Genomic DNA, 22,001 nt, shown 5'->3' with positions numbered 1-22,001 from the left:
CCCAAGGAGCACCCCCATGTCCGTCACCCGGGCCACGCAGGTCGCCGCGTACGCAGCCCCCGCCGCCAAGGCGCCGCTGGAGCGCACCACCGTCACGCGCCGGCCGGTCGGCGAGCACGACGTGCTCATCGACATCAAGTACTCCGGCATCTGCCACTCCGACATCCACCAGGTGCGCGACGGGTGGGGCGAGGGCATCTACCCGATGGTCCCCGGCCACGAGATCGCCGGTGTCGTCACCGAGGCCGGTGCGGCCGTCACCCGCTTCTCCGTCGGGGACCGGGTGGGCGTCGGCTGCTTCGTCGACTCCTGCCGCACCTGCGCGTACTGCCTGCGGGGCCAGGAGCAGTACTGCACCGAGGGCATGACGGGCACGTACAACGCCCTCGACCGCAACGGCGAGCCCACGTACGGCGGCTACTCCACCCACCTCGTCGTCGACGAGAAGTACACCGTCCGCATCCCCGACGGCCTCGACCTCGACGTCGCCGCCCCGCTGCTGTGCGCCGGCATCACCCTCTACTCCCCCCTCAAGCACTGGCAGGCCGGCCCCGGCAAGCAGGTCGCGGTCGTCGGCCTCGGCGGCCTCGGCCACATCGGCGTGAAGATCGCGCACGCGCTGGGCGCCGAGGTCACCGTCCTGTCGCAGACCCTCCGCAAGCAGGAGGACGGGCTGAAGCTGGGCGCCTCCCACTACTACGCCACCGCCGACGAGGCCACCTTCGAGCAGCTGGCCGGCCGCTTCGACCTGATCCTGTCCACCGTCTCGGCGCCGATCGGCCTGGACGCGTACCTGGGCCTGCTCAAGGTCGACGGCGCCCTGGTGAACGTCGGCGCCCCGGAGGAGCCGGTCTCGCTCAACCTCTTCTCCGTCATCGGCGGCCGCAAGACCCTCGCCGGGTCGATGATCGGCGGGATCGCCGAGACCCAGGAGATGCTCGACTTCTGCGCCGAGCACGGACTGGGCGCGGAGATCGAACTGATCCGCGCCGACGAGATCAACGAGGCGTACGAGCGGGTGCTCGCCAGCGACGTGCGCTACCGCTTCGTGATCGACGCGTCGACGATCTGAGCCGGGGCACCGCCGCCCGGCGGCGGCTGTCACACGTTCTTCATGCCGCGTGCATGGCCCCGGCGGCGCACCGGCGCGGATGATCTCCACACGCCGACCGGCCAGCAGCCACCGCAACCGTGCAGGAGTCCGTCATGCCCAGCCGCCGCCACTTCCTCGCCGGATCGGCGGCGGCCGCCGCCGGCCTCGCGGCCCTGCCCCGAGCGGCCGCCGCCGCGCCGGCGCCCGCCGACCCGGGCGCGGCGCCGCCGCCCCACCTGGTGGTCGTGCTGGCCGACGACCTCGGATACGGCGACCTGGGCGCGTACGGCCAGAAGCTGATCACCACCCCGCACATCGACCGGCTCGCCGCCGAGGGACTGCGCTTCACCGACGCCTACTCCGCGGCCGCCGTCTGCGCCCCCTCGCGGGCCGCACTGCTCACCGGCCTGCACACCGGCCACTCCGCCGTCCGCGCCAACCCGGCCGCCGGCGGACAAGGCGGCCTCGCCGCCGGGGACACCACCTTCGCGGAGGTGCTGCGCGCGCGGGGCTACCGTACGGGCCTGTTCGGCAAGTGGGGCTTCGGACCGCAGGCCGCGGACCAGCCCAGCCACCCGGCCGCACGCGGCTTCGAGGAGTTCTACGGGTACATCGACCACAGCCACGCCCACGAGTACCGCCCCGACCACCTGTGGCACAACGACACCAAGGAGAGCCTGCCCGCGGGCACCTACGCCCCCGACGTGATCGCGGCGCGCGCCCTCGACTTCATCGACACCCACGCGGCCGGACCCGACCCCTTCCTGCTCCTCCTCGCCCCCAACCTGCCGCACGCGCCCAGCGAGATCCCCGACGTCGGCGCCTACGCAAGCCGGTCGTGGACCCAGTCGAACAAGGCGCACGCCGCGCAGATCAGCCTCCTCGACGCGCAGGTCGGCGCCGTCGTGGAGCGGCTGCGGGCCCGCGGGATCGCCGAGCGGACCGTGGTCCTGGTGACCTCCGACAACGGCCCCCACGAGGAGGGCGGCGTCAACCCCGACCTGTTCGACGCCAACGGACCGCTGCGCGGCTACAAGCGCAACCTCTACGAGGGCGGCGTCCGGGTGCCGCTGATCGCCTGGTCCCCGGGCCGCATCGCCCCCGGCACCACCAGCGACCGCCCCACCCCGCTGTACGACGTCCTGCCCACCCTCGCCGAGCTCGCCGCGGCCCCCGCCCCCGCCGACATCGACGGACTCTCCGCCGCCCCGGTGCTGACCGGCACGGCCGCCCTCGCCCCGCTCCACGGCCACCTGTACTGGTACCGCGACGAGCAGGGCGTCACCTCCCGCGCGAACAGCCAGGACGCGGGCCGCGCCAAGCAGGTCGCCGAGGCCGTCCGCAAGGACCGGTGGAAGGCCGTCCGGTTCGCCCCCGGCCGGGACCGCACCGCACCGGACTCCGCGTGGGCCTTCGAGCTCTACGACCTGGCCGCGGACCCGGGCGAGCAGCACGACGTGGCCGCCGCGAACCCGTCGGTGGTCGCCTCGCTGACCACCCTGCTGCGCGCCTCGTGGACCGACACCTACGTACGCCGCCCCTGGGGCCTCACCGCGGTCGCGGACGTCTCGGCCGGGACGCTCACCACCACCCTCGCGAACGGCACCGCCCGCCCCTGGCCCGACGCGGCCGTCACCCTCCCGCTCCCGTCCGGCTGGACGGCCACGCCCACCGGCCCGACGACCGCGGCCTCCCTCGCCCCGGGCCGGTCCCTGACCACCACCTGGCGGCTGAGCGCGCCCTCGACGGCCCCGGCCCTGCTCACACCGCGGGCGACCACCTCGTCGGCCCTGCGCTTCACGGCGCCGACGCGGTTCACCCCGCTCCCGGCGCCGCCCACCAAGGACAGCCACCTGAGCGACCTGCCGTGGGTCTCGGCCACCAACGGCTGGGGCCCGGTGGAGATCGACCGCTCCAACGGCAAACAGGCGGCGGGCGACGGCACCCCGATCGCCTTCGGCGGCGTGACGCACCCCAAGGGCCTCGGCGTCCACGCCCCCTCGGAGATCGTCTACCACCTGGGCGGCCGGGCGTCCCGCTTCACCGCCCTCGTCGGCATCGACGACTTCTCCACGAACCAGTCGCCGGCCGGGGCCACCCGCGCCGTCGTCCGCGCGGACGGCCGGACCCTGCTGACCACGGCCACCCTGACCGGAGCCACCGGCCCCACCGCGATCGACCTCGACGTGACGGGCGTCCGCCTCCTCCACCTGCTGGTCGAGGACGCGAACGCCCGCTCCTCCTTCGACCACACCTCCTGGGCCCGTCCCTACGTCACGGTCCGCTGACCGCGGCCGGCCGGTGCCCGGGCCGGCGGGTCACTCCGCGGCGGCCACGCCGATCGGGCAGGAGACGCCCGTGCCGCCGATGCCGCAGTAGCCGCCCGGGTTCTTGTCCAGGTACTGCTGGTGGTGGGCCTCCGCCGGCCAGAAGGGGCGCTCCGCCGCCGGCATGACCGCCGTGGTGATCGGGCCGTAGCCCGAGGAGGCCAGGACCTGCTGGTAGGCGGCCCGGGAGGCCTCCGCCGTCGCCTGCTGGGCGGGGGAGTGGGTGTATACGGCCGAGCGGTACTGGGTGCCCACGTCGTTGCCCTGGCGGAAGCCCTGGGTGGGGTCGTGGGACTCCCAGAACAGCTTCAGCAGCGCCGCGTAGGACACCTGCGACGGGTCGAAGACCACCCGGACGACCTCGGTGTGGCCGGTCAGCCCCGAGCACACCTCCTCGTAGGTCGGATTCTCCGTGAAGCCGCCCTGATAGCCGGCCAGCGTGGTCCACACCCCGGGGGTCTGCCAGAACTTGCGCTCGGCGCCCCAGAAACAGCCCAGGCCGAAGTCGGCGACCTCGAGGTGCGCCGGGTAGGGGCCGGACAGCGGGTTGCCCAGCACGGTGTGCCGGTCGGGAACGGCGAACAGCGGTTCCGCGCGGCCCGTCAGGGCCTCCTCGCGGGTGGGCAGCTCGGGCGTACGGCGGTACGAGAACATGGATTCCCTCCTTGTGGCAGTGACAACGTGCGGAGGGCGGGCCGGGATTCCCCGACCCGCCCTCCGCCGCCGCCACCGGTCAGAGACCCGGCGTGGTCACGCCCACCGCCCAGTCCCGGGCGTACAGGTACCGGCTCTTCGGCGAGCTCGCGTACGACCACGGCACACAGCCGATGTACCCGTCGATGTGGCGGAACTGCTCGACCGCCTGCTCGTCCCGGTCCTGCCAGAACAGCAGGTACGCCAGCATGTGCCGGATCCGCGCCGTCCCGGGGTGGTCGTCGCCCGCCGCCGCCAGGTCCAGCAGCGCCGCGTCCACCGCGGCGACGATCTCCGGCTCCTTGAAGAAGGTCTCGGCCGCCAGGTCGTCCTCGTCCGTCTCCTGCTCGAAGTACGCGATCAGCGGCAGCAGCGACAGCAGGTCGCCGGGCGCGCCGGCAGCCGCCGACTCCCGCGCGAAGGCGAGCGCCAGCTCGTGCGAACCGCGCCACTTCCGGCACCAGTACTGCAGACCGCTGATGTGCGACCACAGCACCTTCGGGTCGCGCTCGACGATCTGCGCCCACAGCTCGCCGTACCGCTCGTGCGAGTAGCCCAGGCCCTGACCGATGGGCTGCTCCACGATGTACGGGGTCGGGTCCGCCGGGTCGGCGAGGCGCTGGGCCTCGTGCGCGACCTCCTGTGCCTTGACCAGCAGATCACGGAAGAGCCGGAACTGCTCCTGCGTGGTGCGGCTGCCGGACTGGCTGCCGCGCACGTTCCACGCCACCATGATCGCGGTGTCGGCGTCGACCAGCGCGGCCGTCGGGTCCGAGGGCCGCGCCGCACGCCAGGCCAGCAGCCACGCATCGTCCTCGGCGGCCGCCTCGGCCAGCGGGCGGACCCGCTCCATGCGCTCCTGCCAGTCCTTCCCCGCGGCCTCGATGTACGCGGCTCCCGCCTCCCAGTCGCCCGCCCGGACCGCGTCCAGGACGGCGGTCCGCTCCGGCGGCACCGGAGCCGGGTTCTCGGTGTCGAGGTCGGCCTCCGCCACGAAGCCCAGCGCGACGACCGCGGCCGCCTTCTCCGACTTCTGCTCGGCCTCGACCGCCTCGGTACCGGCGTTCAGCGTGCCGATCTCGGCTTCCAGGGCCTTCGCCTTGCGGATGTAGTAGACGCCGCGCAGGAACTTGAACGCGCCGAACAGCAGCACGGCGCCCAGGATGTAGAGGCCGATCACGGGGCAAGCACCAGCTTTCTCAGGGGTTCGGTGTCCGGCAGGTCCGCGACGGCCGCGTCCAGGGCCTGGCCGAGGCGCTCCTCGAAGTCGTCGGCCGGGTAGCGCACGAACGCCGAGTCGGACCACGACAGCTGCCAGCGGGCGGCGCCGCGGGCCGTCAGCTCGACGGTGACCAGCTGGTTCAGCGCGCGCCGGACCACCGGGCGGGCGAACTCACGGGCCGTGCGGCCGGTGGCGGCCGCCGCCTCCTCGGACTTCGGGAAGCGGTCGGCGATCCGCCAGCGCACCGCCGGGTCGGCGTCGAACGCGTCGAGCACGGCGCCGAGCCCGGGGCCCGCGCCCTCGGCGTCGAAGGCCTCGCGGATGTCCTCCGCGCCCTGGCCGACGTACACCGTCATGGACTCGTGGACGAGGTCCTCCCAGTCGACCCGCTTTAGCGCGAGCGCCTCCGGGGTGAGGACGACCTGCTCCAGCGCGGCCAGCGCCGCACCGGCGTCGGCCAGCAGCTCCAGGGCCGGGCGGGCGGCCTGCCCGCCGCGGCCGTCGTCGGGCAGCGCCTCGATACGGGCCACGCGCTCGGCGAGCGCGGGGTGGGAGTCGTAGGGGGAGGTGGGCTCCGTCGACAGTTCCCGGCGCAGCTCGTCCAGATCGGCCGAGCGCGCGTCCAGGAGCCGGCGCAGCCCGCCGAAGACCTCGCCCGGGCGGGGCAGCAGACCGGCGCCGACGCCGAGGGTGGCGTACGAGCCCATGTAGAAGTCGTGCGCCGAGTCGAGGGCGTTCAGCTCGCGCAGCGCGGAGGCGGCGGAGTCGCGGCCGGCGACGCGGACCGACGCGAGGTCGGCGGCGAGCTCCTGGCGGCGGGAGGTGGAGCGGGTGGCCCGCATGTAGAAGTTGCCGTACGCGATGTAGATCTTGGCCATGGCGCGGTACATCGCGCCCTCGCCCGCGGTGTCGACGCCCTTGGCCTTCTTGCCCTTGGCGATCCGCTTCTCGTCCTTGCGCTCCTGCTTCGCGCGCTCCTTGGCGACCTTCTTGTCGGCGCGCTCGTGGAAGTACCCGATGGTGCGGATCAGCTGGGCGCGGCCGCGGGCGATCAGCGGCGTGAGACGGGTGTCGAAGTTGGCGTAGTGACCCATCTCGTGGGCGAGCACGGCGCGCAGCTGCATCTCGTCCAGGCCCGTCATCAGCGGCAGACCGAGGTAGAGGCGGCGGGTGCCGGGCCGCAGACCCAGCAGCTTCGCGTCCTCGGCGACGGCCGCGTTCACCTCGTCGATCAGCACGATCTCGTCGGGGGCACGGGTGCCGACCTGCTGCGCGATGTCGCGCACGACCGCCCACAGCTCGGGCTCCTGCGCCTCGCCGACGGTGACGCCGGGCTGGGGCTCGCCCTTGGGGGTGCGCAGCATGAACATGCCGCGCACGATCGGGACGGTGAGGACCACGGAGGCGAGGAGCAGCTTGGCCACGATCGGGCCGTGCAGCGTGGTCACGACGGCGTAGTCGATGCCGCCGAGGGCGGCCAGCAGGAACACGCCGAGCAGGTAGAAGCCTGCGAGCAGGACGAGAGCGCGCAAGGCGCGCAGTGATGCGCCCATATGGACAGATCCCCCCACGGGAACGAAAAGAGAAGGGTGGCAGGCAGAAGGCCACGGCCACCGCCGCATCATGCGGCCTGTAATTACTTACAGCAACCTTATTCCCCGAGGTTCCCCCCGCTCAGCCGGGGCCCCGATCGCCACCCGGACCCGCGGCCCGGCCCCGCCGCCACGGCCACCGCCTCGCGGGCCGGCGCCACGGCCCCCGCCCCGCAGGCCCGCCCCGCGGACCGCAGACCGGCCCGGAGGGCTTCCGCCCGGAGGGCTACCCCGGCAGGGTCGCCGGCGACCCTCCGTTCGCCTCGTACCCCGCCACCGCCATCGCCCGGTACACCGCGTACACCGCGGCCGGGTCCTCCGCCTCCGACCACGGCAGCGCGCCCACGTACCCGTCCACGTGCCGGACCTGCTCCATCGCCTCCGCCCACCGCTCCATGCAGACGAGGAACATCATCAGCAGGTGCCGCACGTGCGCCACCATCGGGTCGTCCTGCCGCGCCGTGTGCACCGCGTACAGCGCGCCCTCCACCGCCCGCGTGACGACCGCGCTCCGGTAGAAGCTCGGGCTCAGCACGATGTCCGGCTGGTTCTCGCGCAGCGCGAACAGCGGCAGGGCCGCCAGCAGCGAGCCCTGCGGCGCCCGGGCCGCGGCCGCGTGCGCGAAGGCGTCGGCCTTCTCCCGCGAGCCGTGCCACTGCGCACCCCAGTAGTGCAGCGCCGCGAGATGGGCGCCCATGTGCTCCGGGGCCCGGTCGATGACCTTCGCCCACAGCTGGTCGAACTCCGGCTCCGGGTAGGCCAGTCCCCGCGCGATCGCCAGTTCCGTGATGTACGGGACCGGGTCCCCCGGCGCGAGCAGCGCGGCCTTGCGGCACGCCTCCCGCGCCTCCTCCAGGATGATCCGGTGGTCCTCGGAGCCGACTCCGCCGGAGTGCCGCCACGCCTGCTGCACCAGCAGTTCCGCGTGGACCTGCGCGCCGCCCGGGTCCTTCTCCGCCTCCAGCCGCCACGCCTTCAGCCACTGCGCGCCCACACCGGGCTGCGCCGACAGTTCCAGGGCCGCCGCACCGCCGAAGGCCTGTACGCGCTGCCAGCGCCGCTCGCCCTCCCGCGGGGTCCCGGCGAGCAGTTGGGAGGCCGCCTGCCACTGTCCGGTGCGCTGCACGTTGTCGAGGGCGTCCATCAGGTCCTGGTCGGGCCCGGGGACCCGGATGTCGAGCTCCTCCTGCCGGTCGAATCCGTAGTTCGCCGGGTCGGCGGCGTCGGGGCTGCCCGGCGCGACCAGGCGAATACCGCCGCGTCGGCGCCGGATGTACGGACCGACGATGAACACGATCATGAGCATCGCGAACACGAACCACAGAATCTCCATGCCTCCAGCGAACCAGACCGAGGGGGGAGCAGGCCAATAGGGGTGCAGGCCGCGGGCGGGCATAGCATCGGACCATGAGCGACGACAGCCACGAGCACCAGAGCTTCGAGACCCGCGCGATCCACGCGGGCAACACGGCGGACCCGCAGACCGGCGCGGTGGTACCCCCGATCTACCAGGTTTCCACCTATAAGCAGGACGGCGTCGGAGGACTCCGCGGCGGCTACGAGTACAGCCGCAGCGCGAACCCGACCCGGACCGCGCTGGAGGAGAACCTCGCGGCCCTGGAGGGCGGCCGTCGCGGCCTCGCCTTCGCGTCCGGCCTGGCCGCCGAGGACTGCCTGCTGCGCACGCTGCTCGCGCCGGGGGACCACGTGGTCATCCCGAACGACGCGTACGGCGGAACCTTCCGCCTCTTCGCGAAGGTCGTCTCCCGCTGGGGCGTGGAGTGGTCGGTGGCCGACACCTCCGACCCGGAGTCCGTGCGGGCGGCCCTCACCCCGAAGACGAAGGTCATCTGGGTCGAGACCCCCTCCAACCCGCTGCTCGGCATCACCGACATCGCCGTGGTCGCCGACATCGCGCGGTCGGCCGGCGCCAAGCTGGTCGTGGACAACACCTTCGCCTCGCCCTACCTCCAGCAGCCCCTGGCGCTGGGTGCGGACGTGGTCGTGCACTCGCTGACCAAGTACATGGGCGGGCACTCCGACGTGGTCGGCGGCGCGCTGGTCGCCGCGGACGCGGCGCTGGGCGAGGAGCTGGCCTACCACCAGAACGCGATGGGCGCGGTCGCCGGCCCGTTCGACTCCTGGGTCGTGCTGCGGGGCATCAAGACCCTGGCCGTGCGCATGGACCGGCACGCGGAGAACGCGGGCAAGATCGTCGAGGTGCTCAAGCGGCACCCGAAGGTCACCAAGGTCCTCTACCCGGGCCTGCCCGAGCACCCGGGCCACGAGGTTGCCGCCAAGCAGATGCGCAACTTCGGCGGGATGATCTCCTTCCAGGTCGCCGGCGGCGAGGAAGAGGCCGTGGCGGTCTGCGGCCGCACCAAGATCTTCACCCTGGCCGAGTCCCTGGGCGGCGTCGAGTCCCTGATCGAGCACCCGGGCCGCATGACGCACGCGTCGGTGGCCGGCTCGGCGCTGGAGGTCCCGGCGGACCTGATCCGCCTGTCGGTCGGCATCGAGAACGCCGACGACCTCGTGGCGGACCTGACCCAGGCCCTGGGCTGAGCGACCGTCGCGGCGGGGCCCCACCCACGCGGCGGGGGCCCCGCCATCCCGGTTGGCCGGCCCATTCCAGCCTCGCCGGCGTTTGAGGCGCGGGCCCGGGCGGAGCCCGGTGCCCGGCGGAGCCGGGTTTCCTGGGGCGCCGCCCCAGACCCCGCGCCTCAAACGCCGGCGAGGCTGGAATGGCCCCGGCGGGCTGGATATGGCCCCCGGCGAGGCTGAAGGTGGGGCTACCAGCCCTCCAGGGGTGGGGAGACGCCGCTCGGGGGGCCGGCCCAGGGGCGGGTCAGCGAGGCCCACACCACGAAGGCCACCGCGGCAGCGAAGAGCACCGCCCAGCCGAACCTCCGCAGCGCCCGCCGGCGCCGCAGCAGCCGGTCGCCCCGGGCCGCCGCACCCGCCGCGAGCCCGGCCGGCACCACCGGGTACGGCCCCTCCAGCAGGTGCCTGATCTGGGCTTCTTTCCGGTCCGGAATCCCGCTCACGCCGCCTCCCGGGATCGCAGCGCCGCCACGGCCCGGTTGCACAGCACCCGGACCCGCTCGACCGGCATTCCCAGTTGCGCCGCCGTGACCTCCTCCGCGACCCCTTCGTAGAGCCGCAGGACGAGGACGAGCCGTTCCGGCGGGCTCAGCCGCGCCAGTACCCCGGCGCCCCCGTGGTGGCGCCAGCCGGTGCGGGCGAAGGCGGTGCACAGTTCCTGGCGGGTGTAGTCGTACGGATCGTCCGCGCGCAGCCGGCGCCAGTTCGCGTACGTCCGGGCCAGCGCGCCCGCGAGCAGCCGGCGGGCCGCTTCCGGTTCACCGGTGAGCAGTACCGCGACATGCAGGAGCCGCCCTGCCGCGCCCGCGACGAAGGCTTCGAACTCCGCGTAGGAGCCCGCCTGTTGATCAACCACCCGCATAGTCCACATAGTGCGGGCAGCGGGGCGGCCCAGGTCAAGAGGACGGACGGACTCCGCTCAGGAGGCGGGACCGGCTTCGGCCACGGCCGCCATGAGCTCCGACAGCGACAGGTTGAAGCGGGTCAGCAGTCCGGTGAAGGATTCGCGCTCGACCTCGCTCCAGTCCTCGGTCACCCGGGCCATCAGCTCGCGCCGCGAGGAACGGACCTCCTCCAGCCGGGCCAGCCCCCGCGGGGAGAGCGCGAGCACCACGGCCCGGCCGTCCTCGGGGTGCGAGGTCCGCTTGACCAGACCGCTGTCGACCAGCGGCGCGACCTGCCGGGTCACGGTGGAGGAGTCGATCCCCATGCCGCCTGCGAGCGCCTTGACGCCCATCGGGCCTTCCAGGTCGAGCCGGTTCAGCAGCAGGTAGGCGGCACGGTCCATCGAGTTGCGGGCCTGGCCCACGCCGCCCAGACGGGTCTGCTCGGCACGGCGGGCGAAGACCGCCACCTGGTGCTGGAGCGCGTCGAGGAGACCGGCTCCGGCGGGCGCCTCGGGCGCCGCGGGCAGATCGGAATTGGCCGGGATGGAAGGCATGGCCGTGGGCTCTCTTCGCGTGGGTCCGACAAGGTTGGGGGACAGAGTACGCGGCCGTGCGGCGGCCCGTACGCCTCGTACGAGAACTGGTACGGCCGGTTCACGGGCGCGTCGCGCAGGCATCCCGGATGGCGCGATATCGCCCCTCGCACCGTCCGCCCGCGCCCCTCGCGCCGTCCGCCCGCATCCCTCGCGTCGTCCGCCCGCGGCCCGAGCGCCTCCGCGCGGCGGCCCATCCGCTGCCCCGGGCCGGCCCCCGCCCGGGCTGCGAGACTGGCGGCATGAACTACCGCGTGCCCCAGCCCGTTCCGCAGGTCATCCTCGACGACATCCGGGGGGCCCAGAAGATGCTCTCCGGTGTCTCCCGGGTCACCGCGATGGAGGGCAGCCGGCACCTCTCCGCCCTCACCGGCTCGCCGGTCCACCTCAAGTGCGAGAACCTCCAGCGCACCGGCTCCTTCAAGCTCCGCGGCGCCTACGTACGCATCTCGGGCCTGCGCCCCGAGCAGCGGGCCGCCGGCGTCGTCGCCGCCAGCGCGGGCAACCACGCCCAGGGCGTGGCCCTGGCCTCCTCCCTCCTCGGGGTCCGCTCCACCGTGTTCATGCCGGTCGGGGCGCCGCTGCCGAAGGTGGCCGCGACCCAGGAGTACGGCGCCGAGGTGCGCATGCACGGGCAGGTCGTCGACGAGACCCTCGCGGCCGCCCAGGAGTACGCGGACCGCACCGGCGCGGTGTTCATCCACCCCTTCGACCACCGCGACATCATCGCGGGCCAGGGCACGGTCGGCCTGGAGATCCTGGAGCAGTGCCCGGAGGTGCGGACCATCCTGGTCGGGATCGGCGGCGGCGGGCTCGCGGCCGGGGTCGCGGTCGCCGTGAAGGCGCTGCGACCGGACGTCCGGATCATCGGGGTGCAGGCGGCGGGCGCGGCCGCGTACCCGCCCTCGCTCAAGGTCGGGCACCCCGTCTCGATCGACGACCCGATCACGATGGCCGACGGAATCAAGGTCGGGCGCCCCGGCGACGTCCCCTTCAAAATCATTGGTGAGCTCATCGACGACGTGCGTACGGTTTCCGAGGACGCCCTCTCCAGCGCCCTGCTGCTGTGTCTGGAGCGGGCCAAGCTGGTCGTCGAACCGGCCGGGTGCAGCCCGGTCGCGGCCCTGCTCAGCGAGCCCGAACTGTACGGCGGCGGCCCGGTGGTGGCCGTCCTGTCCGGTGGGAACGTCGACCCGCTGCTGCTCCAGCGGATCCTGCGCCACGGTATGGCGGCGGCGGGCCGGTACCTGTCCCTGCGGCTGCGCGTGGCCGACCGGCCCGGGGCGCTGGCCGGGCTCCTGGCGGTGTTGTCAGTGGTGGATGCGAACGTGTTGGACGTGAGCCATGTGCGGACGGATCCGCGGCTGGGGCTCACGGAGGTGGAGGTGGAGCTGCACCTGGAGACCAAGGGCCCGGAGCACTGCGCGGAAGTCGCGCGCTCCCTGCACGGCGCCGGCTACAAGGTGATGAGCCAGCAGTCCGGGGCAGTCTGAAGTCTGAAACCCCCGACCGCGAACATCCCCCGATCGGCCGAGCAGGACCAGCCCCCCGCCCATAGTATTTGCAGAGAAATGCCCTGAATGCACTGATTCTACTGGCCCGATTCACTGGGAGAATCCCTATGCCAGGCGCTATCTACGCCGAAGGTCTGGTCAAGACCTTCGGCGATGTACGGGCTCTGGACGGCGTGGACCTCGATGTCCCCGAAGGCACCGTCCTGGGTCTGCTCGGCCCGAACGGCGCGGGCAAGACCACGACCGTACGCGTCCTGACCACCCTCCTCCGGCCCGACAGCGGCAAGGCCGTCGTCGCCGGCATCGACGTGCTCAAGCACCCCAACGAAGTCCGCCGCTCCATCGGCCTGTCCGGCCAGTTCGCGGCTGTGGACGAGTACCTGACCGGCCGTGAGAACCTCCAGATGGTCGGCCAGCTCTACCAGATGAAGGCGAAGGCGGCCAAGGTCCGGGCCGAGGAACTCCTCGAACGCTTCAACCTCGGCGACGCCGCCGACCGCACGGCCAAGACGTACTCCGGCGGTATGCGCAGGCGCCTCGACCTCGCGGCCGCCCTCGTCGTCAGCCCGCCGGTGATGTTCATGGACGAGCCGACCACCGGCCTGGACCCCCGCAACCGCCTGCAGCTGTGGGGGATCATCCAGGAGCTGGTCGCCGGCGGCACCACCCTGCTCCTCACCACCCAGTACCTGGAGGAGGCCGACCACCTCGCGCACGACATCTGCGTGGTCGACCACGGCAAGGTCATCGCCCGCGGCACCTCCGACCAGCTCAAGGCCCGTACCGGCGGCGAGCGCGTGGAGGTCGTCGTCCACGAGCGGGACCACATCGCCACCGCGCGCGAGGTCCTCGCCGGCTTCGGCAAGGGCGAGACCACGGTCGAGGAGCACACCCGCAAGCTGACGGTGCCCGTGTCGGGCGGCGCCAAGCTGCTCGCCGAGGTCATCCGCGAGCTGGACGGCCGGGGCATCGAGATCGACGACATCGGGCTGCGCCGCCCCACCCTCGACGACGTGTTCATCTCCCTGACCGGTCGCGCGGCCGAACAGCAGGCGGAGGAGAACGCCGACGCGGCGGCGGCCGGTCCCGAGGCCAAGGGCCACAAGGCGGCCCGGAAGGAGGAGGCGAAGTGAGCGGCCTGAGCGACTCCCTGGTCATCGCCCGGCGCAACGTCATCCGGCTCACCCGGATCCCCGAGATGGTGATCTTCGGGCTGATCCAGCCGATCATGTTCGTGGTGCTGTTCAGCTACGTCTTCGGCGGCTCGATGGTGATCGGCGGCTCGACCAGCGCCAGCGCCTACCGGGAGTTCCTGATGGCGGGCATCTTCGCCCAGACCGTCACCTTCGCCACCGCGGGCGCCGGCGCGGGCATCGCCGACGACATGCACAAGGGCCTCATCGACCGCTTCCGCTCGCTGCCCATGGCCCGCGGCGCGGTGCTGACCGGCCGCACCCTGGCGGACCTGATGCAGACCACGCTGACCATGGTGGTGCTGGCGGTCGTCGCCCTCCTCGTCGGCTGGCGCACCCACACGACCGCCGGCGAGGTCCTCGCGGGCTTCGCCCTGCTGCTCCTCCTCGGCTACGCCTTCTCCTGGATCGGCGCGCTGATCGGCCTGTCGGTCCGCACGCCGGAGGCGGCCACCTCGGGCGGCCTGATCTGGCTGTTCCCCGTCACCTTCATCTCCAACGCCTTCGTCCCCACCGAGAACATGGCGAGCTGGCTCCAGCCCATCGCCGAATGGAACCCCTTCAGCGCCACCGTCCAGGCCTGCCGCGAACTCTTCGGCAACCCGGGCGTTTCCCAATCCGACGCCTGGCCGATGGTCCACCCGATCTGGGCCTCGCTGATCTGGTCGGTCCTGATCATCGTGGTCTTCCGCAGCCTCGCGGTCCGCAAGTACCGCGGCGCGGACGGCTGAGGGAACGCAGCGGGCAGGCGGGGGAAACGCGGATGCCCGGCCGGTGGAGACCGGCCGGGCATCGGGCGTACGGATCAGTACGGGTCGGGCAGCAAAGGGTGACCGAGGGTGATCAGCCGGTAAAGGGCTTGACGTCCAGGATCTTGACCGAGGCCTTCTTGCCGTTCGGCAGCTCGTACTCGGCGTCCTCGCCGATCGCCTTGCCCAGGACACCGCTGCCCAGCGGGGACTGGGGGGAGTACGTCTCGAAGTCCGAGGACGCGTACTCGCGCGAGGCGAGCAGGAACTCCATGGTGTCGTCCTCGTCGCCGTCGAAGGCGATCTTGACGAGCGTGCCCGGGGCCACGACACCGTCGGACGCCGGCGCGGTGCCGACCTTGGCGTTCTCCAGGAGCTGCGTGAGCTGGCGGACCCGGAGCTCCTGCTTGCCCTGCTCCTCCTTCGCCGCGTGGTAGCCACCGTTCTCACGCAGGTCGCCCTCCTCGCGGGCGGCTGCGATCTTCGTGGCGATCTCCGTGCGGGCGGGACCAGAGAGGTAGTCCAGCTCCGCCTTCAGCTGGTCGTACGCCGCCTGGGTCAGCCAGGTGACGCTTTCGCTCGTCTGGGTCACGGGTGCTCCTCGTCGGTACAGGGGACTACTGGCCGCCAGCGGCGGACGAAACCACGAGCCTAACAATTCGGGAAGAAAAGGGGGAGGACCCCAGAGGCTCATTGCCTCGTGGGGCGCGTCTTCAACCCTCTGCGCGCCTCAGTGGGAGGAGGCCGCCGGCTGGCAGCCGACCAGCTCGACCATGGTGGCCCGCGTGGTGGTCTTCAGGGTGACGACCTCGTCCACCCGCGACACGGGCTGGGCGAAGGTGAAGTCCGCGCGGCCCACCTCGCCGTGCCCCTCGTCCTGGGAGCTCAGGGAGCAGACTCCGGTGACCGAGGACTCCTTGCGGACCTCCAGGTGCACCTTCACCTCGGTGTCCGAAATCACCTGGAATTTAATCACTTCGGCGCTCACGCTCTGGCCCGCGATGTAGTCCCAGCCGATCCAGCCGATCACGCCCAGTAGCGCGACACCCAGCACCGATCCGATGATCTTGAGCTTTCGGTCCGTACGCTCGTCCGCCGACCGGCCGTACCGGCCCTCGGGCAGTCCCTCGCGCACCGCGCTCATGATCGTTCCTCTCGCCGGGGACGGCTCGGTCACCCCTGGAATTTTCCGCCCCCCAGTTCGGTCACTATAGGAGCTGAGTGTCGCGCCGAATCGCAGAGGATCCTGTTTTGACCGAGCAGCTTCGACTGATGGCCGTCCACGCCCACCCCGACGACGAGTCGAGCAAGGGCGCGGCCACCATGGCCAAGTACGTGTCCGAGGGGATCCCCGTGCTGGTCGTCACCTGCACCGGTGGCGAACGCGGCTCGATCCTGAACCCCAAGCTCCAGGGCGACAAGTACATCGAGGAGAACATCCACGAGGTCCGCGCCAAGGAGATGGACGAGGCGCGCGACATCCTCGGCATCGACCAGGAATGGCTCGGCTACGTCGACTCCGGCCTCCCGGAGGGCGACCCGCTGCCCCCGCTGCCCGAGGGCTGCTTCGCGCTCGCGGACGTCCACGAGGCCGCCGGCGAGCTGGTGAAGAAGATCCGCGCCTTCAAGCCGCAGGTCGTCACCACCTACGACGAGAACGGGGGCTACCCGCACCCCGACCACATCATGACCCACAAGATCTCCATGCTGGCCTTCGAGAGCGCGGCCGACACCGAGAAGTACCCGGAGAGCGAGTACGGCCCGGCCTACCAGCCGCAGAAGCTCTACTACAACCAGGGCTTCAACAAGCCGCGCACCGTCGCCCTCCACGAGGCGCTGCTCGCGCGCGGCCTGGAGTCCCCCTACGGGGAGTGGCTGGAGCGGTGGAAGGAGTTCGAGCGCAAGGAGCGGACCCTGACCACCCACGTGCCGTGCGCCGACTTCTTCGAGATCCGTGACAAGGCGCTCATCGCCCACGCCACGCAGATCGACCCGGACGGCGGCTGGTTCCGCGTCCCGATGGACATCCAGAAGGAGGTCTGGCCCACCGAGGAGTACGAGCTGGCGAAGTCGCTCGTCGACACTTCCCTCCCCGAGTCCGACCTCTTCGCGGGCATCCGGGAGAATGCGTAGCTATGAGCGCTACGCAGGCAGCACTGACCCAGCTCCTTCCGCTGGCGGGTGACACCTTCGACAAGAACAAGGTGACGCCCGGCCTCCTCGGATTCGTCGTGTTCGCGGCCCTCGCCATCGGCGTGTGGGCCCTGATGAAGTCGATGAACCGGCACATGGGCCGGGTGGACTTCCAGGAGGCCCCGGAGCCCGCCGCCCCGGCCGCCCCCGGCACGGACGGCACCCGGGCCCCGTAGGCCCTGTCGGGCCGGGACCGCCGCGTGTTGCGCCGCCCCGCCCGGGACAACCGGTGGGGCGGCGGTTCCGGCACGCGCGGGTGTACGGCGTACGCGTCGCCGGACGGCCGGGCCACGACGAGGGACGGCCGCGCGCTGTCCCCCGGACGACCCCGTCCACCTGATCGTGCCCGCGCGGCGGCCGCCGTCCCGGCCCCGCCGTGACCGCTCCGCGGAGCCGGCCGGGTCAGATCCGCGGGGCGTGTCGTGACCGGTCCGCCGGGGCCCGACGCGGTCAGGTCCGCCGACCCGCCCATCGGGTCCGTCGTGACCGCTCCGCCGGGCCGACCGGGTCAGATCCGCGGGGCGTGTCGTGACCGGTCCGCCGGGGCCCGACGCGGTCAGGTTCGGGGGACTCCCATTACCTCCCGCGCGTGCAGGTTCGGGACCAGGCCGAGCCGCCACGCCTGCCAGCCCTCCGCCGGGTCCACCCCGCGGCCCAGGACCACCCCGTACGTCTCCAGGCAGTCCTCCAGCCGGCCGTCCCGCGCCGGATGCGGCGCCTCCGCCAGCCGGGCCAGCTCCGCCCGCGCCTCCTCCGGCGCCGCCGGCACGGCGTACGGCAGCATCGTGCACCGCAGGAACCGCGCCCAGTCCTCCCCGCGCCGGTCCCCGTACGAGATGAACAGCCGCACGGCCTCCTCGCACAGGCCCAGCGCCTGCGACAGCCGCCCGTTGCCCGCGTCGATCACCGCCAGCTCCAGGCAGGTCCACGCCTCGCCGTGGGCCAGCCCGATCCGCCGGAAATCCGCCCGCGCGTCCACCAGCAGCTGCCGGGCGAACCCGGAGTTCCGAAGGTTTCCCGTCTGCGCCGCCCGCTGGTCCCGCGTCACCCGGCCCGAATGGTGGCGGGCGTACGCCAGCCCGTACACGTCCCGCATCCGCGAGAACATAGTCCGGGCCCGTTCCAGCTCCCGTACCGCCTCGTCGCGCGAGCCGCCCTCCTCCAGCGCCTGCCCGAGGTAGTACTGCGTCCACGCCTCGCCCCGCGCGTCCTCCGCCTCCCGGTGCCGGGCCAGCGCCTCCCGCAGCCCGTCCGCCGCCGGCCCCGGATCCCCGTCCACCACGCGGGCCCGGCCCAGCTGCGTCAGCGCCCAGGCCTCACCGCGGTCGTCGCGGGTACGCCCGTACAGCTCCAGCGCCCGCCGCAGTTCCGCCTCCGCCCGCTCCACGTCCCCGAACCGCAGGTGCACCTGGCCCAGCTGGAAATGCGCCCACGCCTCGCCGTGGACGCTCTCGCTCTCCCGGTGCAGCGCCAGCGAGGTCTCCAGCAGCCGCGCCGCCTCCGCCAGGTGCGCCCGGTCCCGCTCCACCGCCGCCAGCGCGTGCAGCCCCCACGCCCGGTCACCCGCCAGCTCCGGCGGTTCCTGGAGGACCAGCGCCTCCCGGATCCGCACCGCAGCCTCCGGCAGATTGCCCTGGTGGTGCAGGGTGATGCCGAGCGAGATCAGCGCCATCGCCGCCCCCGCCTCCTGATCGGCCTCCATGTACTGGTCCACCACCGAGGCCAGTGTGGTGCGGGCCTTGTCCAGCTCGCCCAGCTGGCGCGCCGCGATACCCGTACGCCACTGCACCGACCGCACCAGGCGCCCCTGCTGTCCCTTCACCCCGTTCTGGCCCGCTGCCACCGCCTGCGTCAGCTCGTCGATCTCACCGAGCCGGTACAGGTCCCCGCGCAGCAGGCAGAAGTCGCACAGCGCACCCAGCAGGTCGAGCACCGCCTGCTGGTCCACCCCCTCCGAATGCCGCAGCGCCGCCGTGATGAAGCTCGACTCGTCGTCCAGCCACCGCAGCGCCGCATCCAGCGAGGCGAAACCGTGGCCCCCGAACTGGTCCGCCCGCGTCGACATCTTCCCGTCGACCATCCGGATCACCGAGTCCGCGAGCTGCGCGTAGGTGCGGATCAGCCGCTCGTGCGCGGCCACGTCCGCCGCCGACCGCGCCGCCGTCTGCGTCCGCCCGCCGCCTCCGGTACGTCGGCGCCGCGGCCGCTGCCGCAGAGCGACGCCCGCCCCCCGGCCAGCGGCAACCGCCGTCACACGGCGCCCGTCGCCGCGCGCGCGCCGCGGCGCGGGCCTCCGGCGCTCTCGTCGTCGCGCCCCCCGCGATTCCTGCGCGCCGGTAGACCCAGCCCACCGCCCCGTCGGCCGCGGCCCACGCAGCCGAACCGCCGCAGCCCGCGCCCTACCCCTCGGGTCGTACTCCGGCGCCGGCTCCGGCTCTGCAGGGTCCGGCTCACGCCCCCAGGTGGTCCCGCTGCAAAATACGGCACACCAGTTCAGAGGGAAGTGCTCTTCCTCGTAGCAGTCCGGTCGGAAAACAGCAACTGGGTTGAACGACACATCAGCGACTCACCGCGATGCACTGCTGCTCCCGCATGATCCCGCGACAGAGAAATCTCAACCGAGTGGGTGACGCGGCTACGACCCCGCGACCCGCCGGATCGAGCTCTGCTACGACGACCTGACGGAGGACCGGAAACTGTTCGAGGACGCCGACCTTCAGAGCGAGTCAGCACCCCGTCCGCGACCGACGGCCGCGCCGAGGACGGACGCCGCCGACCGCTTCAGTTCATGCTCCTGCGCACCCCGGAGGGCGGAACCACCCTGCTCACCGCCGCCCGCGCGTACGACCTCGCGGCGGCCGCCGACCCCACCCCGGACCCCGACGACGAGCACGCCCCGGACGCGGCCCGAGCGGAATCCCACCGCTGCGCGGTCCCCTCCCTGGCCACCGCGGCCCGCGCCGACTGCCCGGCCACCTGGACCCGCACCCGCACGACCTGGACCGCCGACCTGACCCCGCTCCTGCGGCCGTGATCCGACCCCGTGCGGCAGGATGGGGCCATGCCGAACCGCCTCGCGAACGAGACCTCCCCCTACCTGCTCCAGCACGCCGACAACCCCGTCGACTGGTGGCCCTGGTCGCCCGAGGCCTTTGCGGAGGCGCGTGAGCGCGGGGTGCCCGTGCACCTCAGCGTCGGCTATTCGAGCTGCCACTGGTGCCATGTCCTCGCCGGCGAGAGCTTCGAGGACGAACTGACCGCCGCCTACATGAACGAACACTTCGTCAACATCAAGGTGGACCGCGAGGAGCGCCCCGACGTCGACGCCGTCTACATGGAGGCCGTGCAGGCCGCCACCGGGCAGGGCGGCTGGCCCATGACCGTCTTCATGACCGCCGACGCCGAACCCTTCTACTTCGGGACGTACTTCCCGCCCGAGCCCCGGCAGGGGATGCCCTCCTTCATGCAGGTGCTCGAAGGGGTGCGGACCGCCTGGGTGGGGCGCCCCGAGGAGGTCACCGAGGTCGCGCAGCGGATCGTACGGGACCTGGCAGGGCGGGAGTTGGACTACGGCAAGTCCGGGACACCCGGCCCCGGCGAGCTCGCGCAGGCGCTGCTCGGGCTGACGCGGGAGTACGACGCCGCGCGCGGCGGATTCGGCGGGGCGCCGAAGTTCCCGCCGTCCATGGTGCTGGAGTTCCTGCTGCGCCACCACGGGCGGACCGGCTCCGAGGGCGCGCTGCAGATGGCCGCCGACACGTGCGAGGCGATGGCCCGCGGCGGGATCTACGACCAGCTCGGCGGCGGGTTCGCCCGCTACTCCGTGGACCGGGAGTGGGTGGTTCCGCACTTCGAGAAGATGCTCTACGACAACGCGCTGCTCTGCCGCGTGTACGCGCACCTGTGGCGGGCCACCGGCTCCGATCTCGCACGGCGCATCGCGCTGGAGACCGCCGACTTCATGGTCCGGGAGCTGCGGACCGAGCAGGGAGGCTTCGCGTCCGCGCTCGATGCCGACAGCGAGGACCCGGCGACCGGCGAGCACGTCGAGGGGGCCTACTACGCCTGGACGCCCGCCGAGTTGAGCCAGGTGCTGGGGGAGGCCGACGGGGCTCTGGCCGTCGCGTACTTCGGGGTGACCGAGGAGGGGACCTTCGAGCACGGGAAGTCCGTGCTGCAGCTGCCCCAGGACGGGCCCGTGGTGGACGCGGAGCGGATCGCCGACATCACGGCGCGGCTGCTGGCCGCGCGGGCACAGCGGCCCGCGCCCGGCCGGGACGACAAGGTCGTCGCCGCGTGGAACGGGCTGGCGATCGCCGCGCTCGCCGAGTGCGGGGCGTACTTCGACCGGCCCGACCTGGTGGAACGGGCGACCGAGGCGGCCGATCTGCTGGTGCGCGTGCACATGGACGGCCGGGCCGGCGCGGCGGACCAGCAAGGACGGCCGGGTCGGCGCCAATGACGGGGTGCTGGAGGACTACGGCATGTGGCGGAGGGCTTCCTCGCGCTGGCGTCCGTGACGGGCGAGGGCGTCTGGCTGGAGTTCGCCGGGCTCCTCGTCGACCTGGTCCTGGACCGGTTCACCGCCGAGGACGGGTCGCTCTACGACACGGCGCACGACGCGGAGAAGCTCATCCGCCGGCCGCAGGATCCGACCGACACGGCGGCCCCGTCGGGGTGGACGGCCGCCGCGGGCGCGTTGCTCTCGTACGCGGCGCACACCGGGTCGCAGGCCCACCGTACGGCGGCGGAGCGGGCGCTCGGGGTGGTGCACGCGCTCGGACCGCGCGTGCCGCGGTTCATCGGGCACGGGCTCTCGGTGGCCGAGGCGCTGCTGGACGGGCCCCGGGAGGTGGCGGTCGTCGGCCATCCGGAGGATCCGGCGCTGGCGCTGCTGCACCGGACTGCGTTGCTGGGGACGGCTCCGGGGGCGGTGGTGGCGGCCGGACTGCCGCGAGCGGCGGACGGCAGCGGCGGCGAGTTCCCCCTTCTTGCCGAGCGCACACTCGTGCACGACCTTCCTACGGCGTATGTGTGTCGACATTTCGTCTGCGCGCGGCCTACGACCGATCCGGTCGACGCTGGCCGAGCAGTTGGGTGCGGTTCGCCCCTGAAAGCGGCGGAGTACCGTCAATTCCGGTTGCGCGTGCATGAGTTGGGAAACGTGCGCTATCGGGTCTCGCGCGTGGACGACGCAACGCCGGGCGCTCCTGCGTCGGTCGCGTGCGCTATCTCACGCGATCTCCCGCGTGCTTCATGGTGGGCGCTGATCCGACCCGACGAACGACCCCGGGACCGCCGCCGTCGCCGAACGGGCCGCCGGCCGCCGGCCCGACCGCGT

General features: G+C 72.8%; 18 protein-coding genes and 2 pseudogenes. 10 read left to right on the top strand and 10 right to left on the bottom strand.

Translation table 11 applies throughout. From position 1 onward, the window contains the following. Positions 1-16: 16 nt before the first annotated feature. Together B6R96_RS13740 and B6R96_RS13735 are read left to right on the top strand one after the other, a co-directional pair. A complete protein-coding gene (locus B6R96_RS13740) occupies positions 17-1,072 on the top strand; it encodes an NAD(P)-dependent alcohol dehydrogenase (protein ID WP_081522594.1) in 1,056 nt (351 codons plus the stop codon). A gap of 134 nt (positions 1,073-1,206) precedes the next feature. After that, a complete protein-coding gene (locus tag B6R96_RS13735; RefSeq protein ID WP_081522593.1) occupies positions 1,207-3,381 on the top strand; it encodes a sulfatase-like hydrolase/transferase in 2,175 nt (724 codons plus the stop codon). A gap of 30 nt (positions 3,382-3,411) precedes the next feature. Here B6R96_RS13735 and msrA read toward each other — a convergent pair whose 3' ends face one another. The 4 genes from msrA to B6R96_RS13715 all read right to left on the bottom strand — a co-directional run bounded on the left by msrA (position 3,412) and on the right by B6R96_RS13715 (position 8,260). Beyond that, positions 3,412-4,074: a peptide-methionine (S)-S-oxide reductase MsrA gene (msrA, locus tag B6R96_RS13730; protein WP_030387639.1), complete on the bottom strand. Its 663-nt coding sequence runs from the start codon at positions 4,072-4,074 to the stop codon at positions 3,412-3,414. Between the two features lie 79 nt (positions 4,075-4,153). Then, positions 4,154-5,293, bottom strand: coding sequence for a hypothetical protein (locus B6R96_RS13725; RefSeq protein WP_081522592.1), 1,140 nt, complete (start codon positions 5,291-5,293; stop codon positions 4,154-4,156). Beyond that, positions 5,290-6,888 (bottom strand): M48 family metallopeptidase, encoded by a 1,599-nt coding sequence (locus B6R96_RS13720; RefSeq protein WP_053705120.1) that lies wholly within the window; start codon positions 6,886-6,888, stop codon positions 5,290-5,292. The genes B6R96_RS13725 and B6R96_RS13720 overlap by 4 nt, the downstream gene beginning before the upstream one ends. A 265-nt stretch (positions 6,889-7,153) precedes the next feature. After that, a complete protein-coding gene (locus B6R96_RS13715; RefSeq protein ID WP_053177404.1) occupies positions 7,154-8,260 on the bottom strand; it encodes a hypothetical protein in 1,107 nt (368 codons plus the stop codon). A gap of 74 nt (positions 8,261-8,334) precedes the next feature. Here B6R96_RS13715 and B6R96_RS13710 point away from each other — a divergent pair, with 74 nt between their 5' ends. Next, complete coding sequence (locus B6R96_RS13710) at positions 8,335-9,492, top strand: cystathionine gamma-synthase (RefSeq protein ID WP_030390250.1); 1,158 nt, start codon at positions 8,335-8,337, stop codon at positions 9,490-9,492. A 227-nt stretch (positions 9,493-9,719) separates the two neighbouring features. Here the strand turns inward: B6R96_RS13710 and B6R96_RS13705 are convergent, their stop codons facing one another. The 3 genes from B6R96_RS13705 to B6R96_RS13695 are packed head-to-tail and all read right to left on the bottom strand — an operon-like array spanning position 9,720 to position 10,972. Further along, the gene (locus B6R96_RS13705; protein ID WP_030390249.1) at positions 9,720-9,974 is read right to left on the bottom strand and encodes a hypothetical protein; all 255 of its coding nucleotides are present in this window, start codon (positions 9,972-9,974) and stop codon (positions 9,720-9,722) included. Continuing rightward, positions 9,971-10,393 carry a sigma factor-like helix-turn-helix DNA-binding protein gene (locus B6R96_RS13700; protein ID WP_053705119.1) on the bottom strand — a complete coding sequence of 141 codons (423 nt, stop codon included), beginning with the start codon at positions 10,391-10,393 and terminating at the stop codon, positions 9,971-9,973. The genes B6R96_RS13705 and B6R96_RS13700 overlap by 4 nt, the downstream gene beginning before the upstream one ends. A 57-nt stretch (positions 10,394-10,450) precedes the next feature. Beyond that, entirely contained in the window at positions 10,451-10,972 is a 522-nt protein-coding gene (locus B6R96_RS13695) for a MarR family winged helix-turn-helix transcriptional regulator (protein ID WP_030390247.1), read from the bottom strand. A gap of 281 nt (positions 10,973-11,253) precedes the next feature. Here B6R96_RS13695 and ilvA point away from each other — a divergent pair, with 281 nt between their 5' ends. The 3 genes from ilvA to B6R96_RS13680 all read left to right on the top strand — a co-directional run bounded on the left by ilvA (position 11,254) and on the right by B6R96_RS13680 (position 14,449). After that, positions 11,254-12,504, top strand: coding sequence for a threonine ammonia-lyase (gene ilvA, locus B6R96_RS13690; protein WP_030390246.1), 1,251 nt, complete (start codon positions 11,254-11,256; stop codon positions 12,502-12,504). A 128-nt stretch (positions 12,505-12,632) separates the two neighbouring features. Beyond that, positions 12,633-13,658, top strand: a complete 1,026-nt coding sequence (locus B6R96_RS13685; protein ID WP_081522591.1) for an ATP-binding cassette domain-containing protein — start codon at positions 12,633-12,635, stop codon at positions 13,656-13,658. Continuing rightward, positions 13,655-14,449: an ABC transporter permease gene (locus tag B6R96_RS13680; RefSeq protein ID WP_261341244.1), complete on the top strand. Its 795-nt coding sequence runs from the start codon at positions 13,655-13,657 to the stop codon at positions 14,447-14,449. Before B6R96_RS13685 ends, B6R96_RS13680 begins: the two co-directional genes overlap by 4 nt. A 112-nt stretch (positions 14,450-14,561) precedes the next feature. On the opposite strand, the gene greA is transcribed toward B6R96_RS13680, so the two are convergent. Next, on the bottom strand, positions 14,562-15,059 hold the full coding sequence (gene greA / locus B6R96_RS13675) for a transcription elongation factor GreA (RefSeq protein ID WP_030009952.1): 498 nt from the start codon (positions 15,057-15,059) through the stop codon (positions 14,562-14,564). A 138-nt stretch (positions 15,060-15,197) separates the two neighbouring features. Further along, on the bottom strand, positions 15,198-15,611 hold the full coding sequence (locus B6R96_RS13670; protein ID WP_030390242.1) for a DUF4307 domain-containing protein: 414 nt from the start codon (positions 15,609-15,611) through the stop codon (positions 15,198-15,200). 107 nt (positions 15,612-15,718) lie between these two features. Between B6R96_RS13670 and mca the strand changes: the two genes are divergently transcribed. Together mca and B6R96_RS13660 are read left to right on the top strand one after the other, a co-directional pair. Then, positions 15,719-16,600, top strand: a complete 882-nt coding sequence (mca, locus tag B6R96_RS13665; RefSeq protein WP_037861740.1) for a mycothiol conjugate amidase Mca — start codon at positions 15,719-15,721, stop codon at positions 16,598-16,600. Between the two features lie 2 nt (positions 16,601-16,602). Beyond that, positions 16,603-16,836 (top strand): hypothetical protein, encoded by a 234-nt coding sequence (locus tag B6R96_RS13660; RefSeq protein ID WP_030390240.1) that lies wholly within the window; start codon positions 16,603-16,605, stop codon positions 16,834-16,836. A 380-nt stretch (positions 16,837-17,216) separates the two neighbouring features. On the opposite strand, the pseudogene B6R96_RS13655 reads toward B6R96_RS13660, so the two are convergent. After that, positions 17,217-18,809, bottom strand: a pseudogene (locus B6R96_RS13655) (tetratricopeptide repeat protein); the annotation flags it as partial. Positions 18,810-19,448: 639 nt separating this feature from the next. Here B6R96_RS13655 and B6R96_RS13650 point away from each other — a divergent pair. Further along, entirely contained in the window at positions 19,449-19,694 is a 246-nt protein-coding gene (locus tag B6R96_RS13650; protein WP_081522590.1) for a hypothetical protein, read from the top strand. Positions 19,695-19,721: 27 nt separating this feature from the next. Then, a pseudogene (locus B6R96_RS13645) lies at positions 19,722-21,749 on the top strand (thioredoxin domain-containing protein); the annotation flags it as partial. Between the last annotated feature and the right edge of the window lie 252 nt (positions 21,750-22,001).

This window comes from Streptomyces sp. Sge12 (assembly GCF_002080455.1).
Taxonomy (GTDB): Bacteria; Actinomycetota; Actinomycetes; order Streptomycetales; family Streptomycetaceae; genus Streptomyces.
Note: the sequence above shows the minus strand (reverse complement) of the source record. Positions and strands in the feature narration are given on the sequence as shown.

What these genes read in the sequence shown, in the direction of transcription:
- B6R96_RS13740 (WP_081522594.1), top strand. Translation starts at nt 17, where the DNA reads ATGTCCGTCACCCGGGCCACGCAGGTCGCCGCGTACGCAGCCCCCGCC.
- B6R96_RS13735 (WP_081522593.1), top strand. Translation starts at nt 1,207, where the DNA reads ATGCCCAGCCGCCGCCACTTCCTCGCCGGATCGGCGGCGGCCGCCGCC.
- msrA (WP_030387639.1), bottom strand. Translation starts at nt 4,074, where the DNA reads ATGTTCTCGTACCGCCGTACGCCCGAGCTGCCCACCCGCGAGGAGGCC.
- B6R96_RS13720 (WP_053705120.1), bottom strand. Translation starts at nt 6,888, where the DNA reads ATGGGCGCATCACTGCGCGCCTTGCGCGCTCTCGTCCTGCTCGCAGGC.
- B6R96_RS13715 (WP_053177404.1), bottom strand. Translation starts at nt 8,260, where the DNA reads ATGGAGATTCTGTGGTTCGTGTTCGCGATGCTCATGATCGTGTTCATC.
- B6R96_RS13710 (WP_030390250.1), top strand. Translation starts at nt 8,335, where the DNA reads ATGAGCGACGACAGCCACGAGCACCAGAGCTTCGAGACCCGCGCGATC.
- B6R96_RS13700 (WP_053705119.1), bottom strand. Translation starts at nt 10,393, where the DNA reads ATGCGGGTGGTTGATCAACAGGCGGGCTCCTACGCGGAGTTCGAAGCC.
- B6R96_RS13695 (WP_030390247.1), bottom strand. Translation starts at nt 10,972, where the DNA reads ATGCCTTCCATCCCGGCCAATTCCGATCTGCCCGCGGCGCCCGAGGCG.
- ilvA (WP_030390246.1), top strand. Translation starts at nt 11,254, where the DNA reads ATGAACTACCGCGTGCCCCAGCCCGTTCCGCAGGTCATCCTCGACGAC.
- B6R96_RS13685 (WP_081522591.1), top strand. Translation starts at nt 12,633, where the DNA reads ATGCCAGGCGCTATCTACGCCGAAGGTCTGGTCAAGACCTTCGGCGAT.
- B6R96_RS13670 (WP_030390242.1), bottom strand. Translation starts at nt 15,611, where the DNA reads ATGAGCGCGGTGCGCGAGGGACTGCCCGAGGGCCGGTACGGCCGGTCG.
- B6R96_RS13660 (WP_030390240.1), top strand. Translation starts at nt 16,603, where the DNA reads ATGAGCGCTACGCAGGCAGCACTGACCCAGCTCCTTCCGCTGGCGGGT.
- B6R96_RS13650 (WP_081522590.1), top strand. Translation starts at nt 19,449, where the DNA reads ATGCTCCTGCGCACCCCGGAGGGCGGAACCACCCTGCTCACCGCCGCC.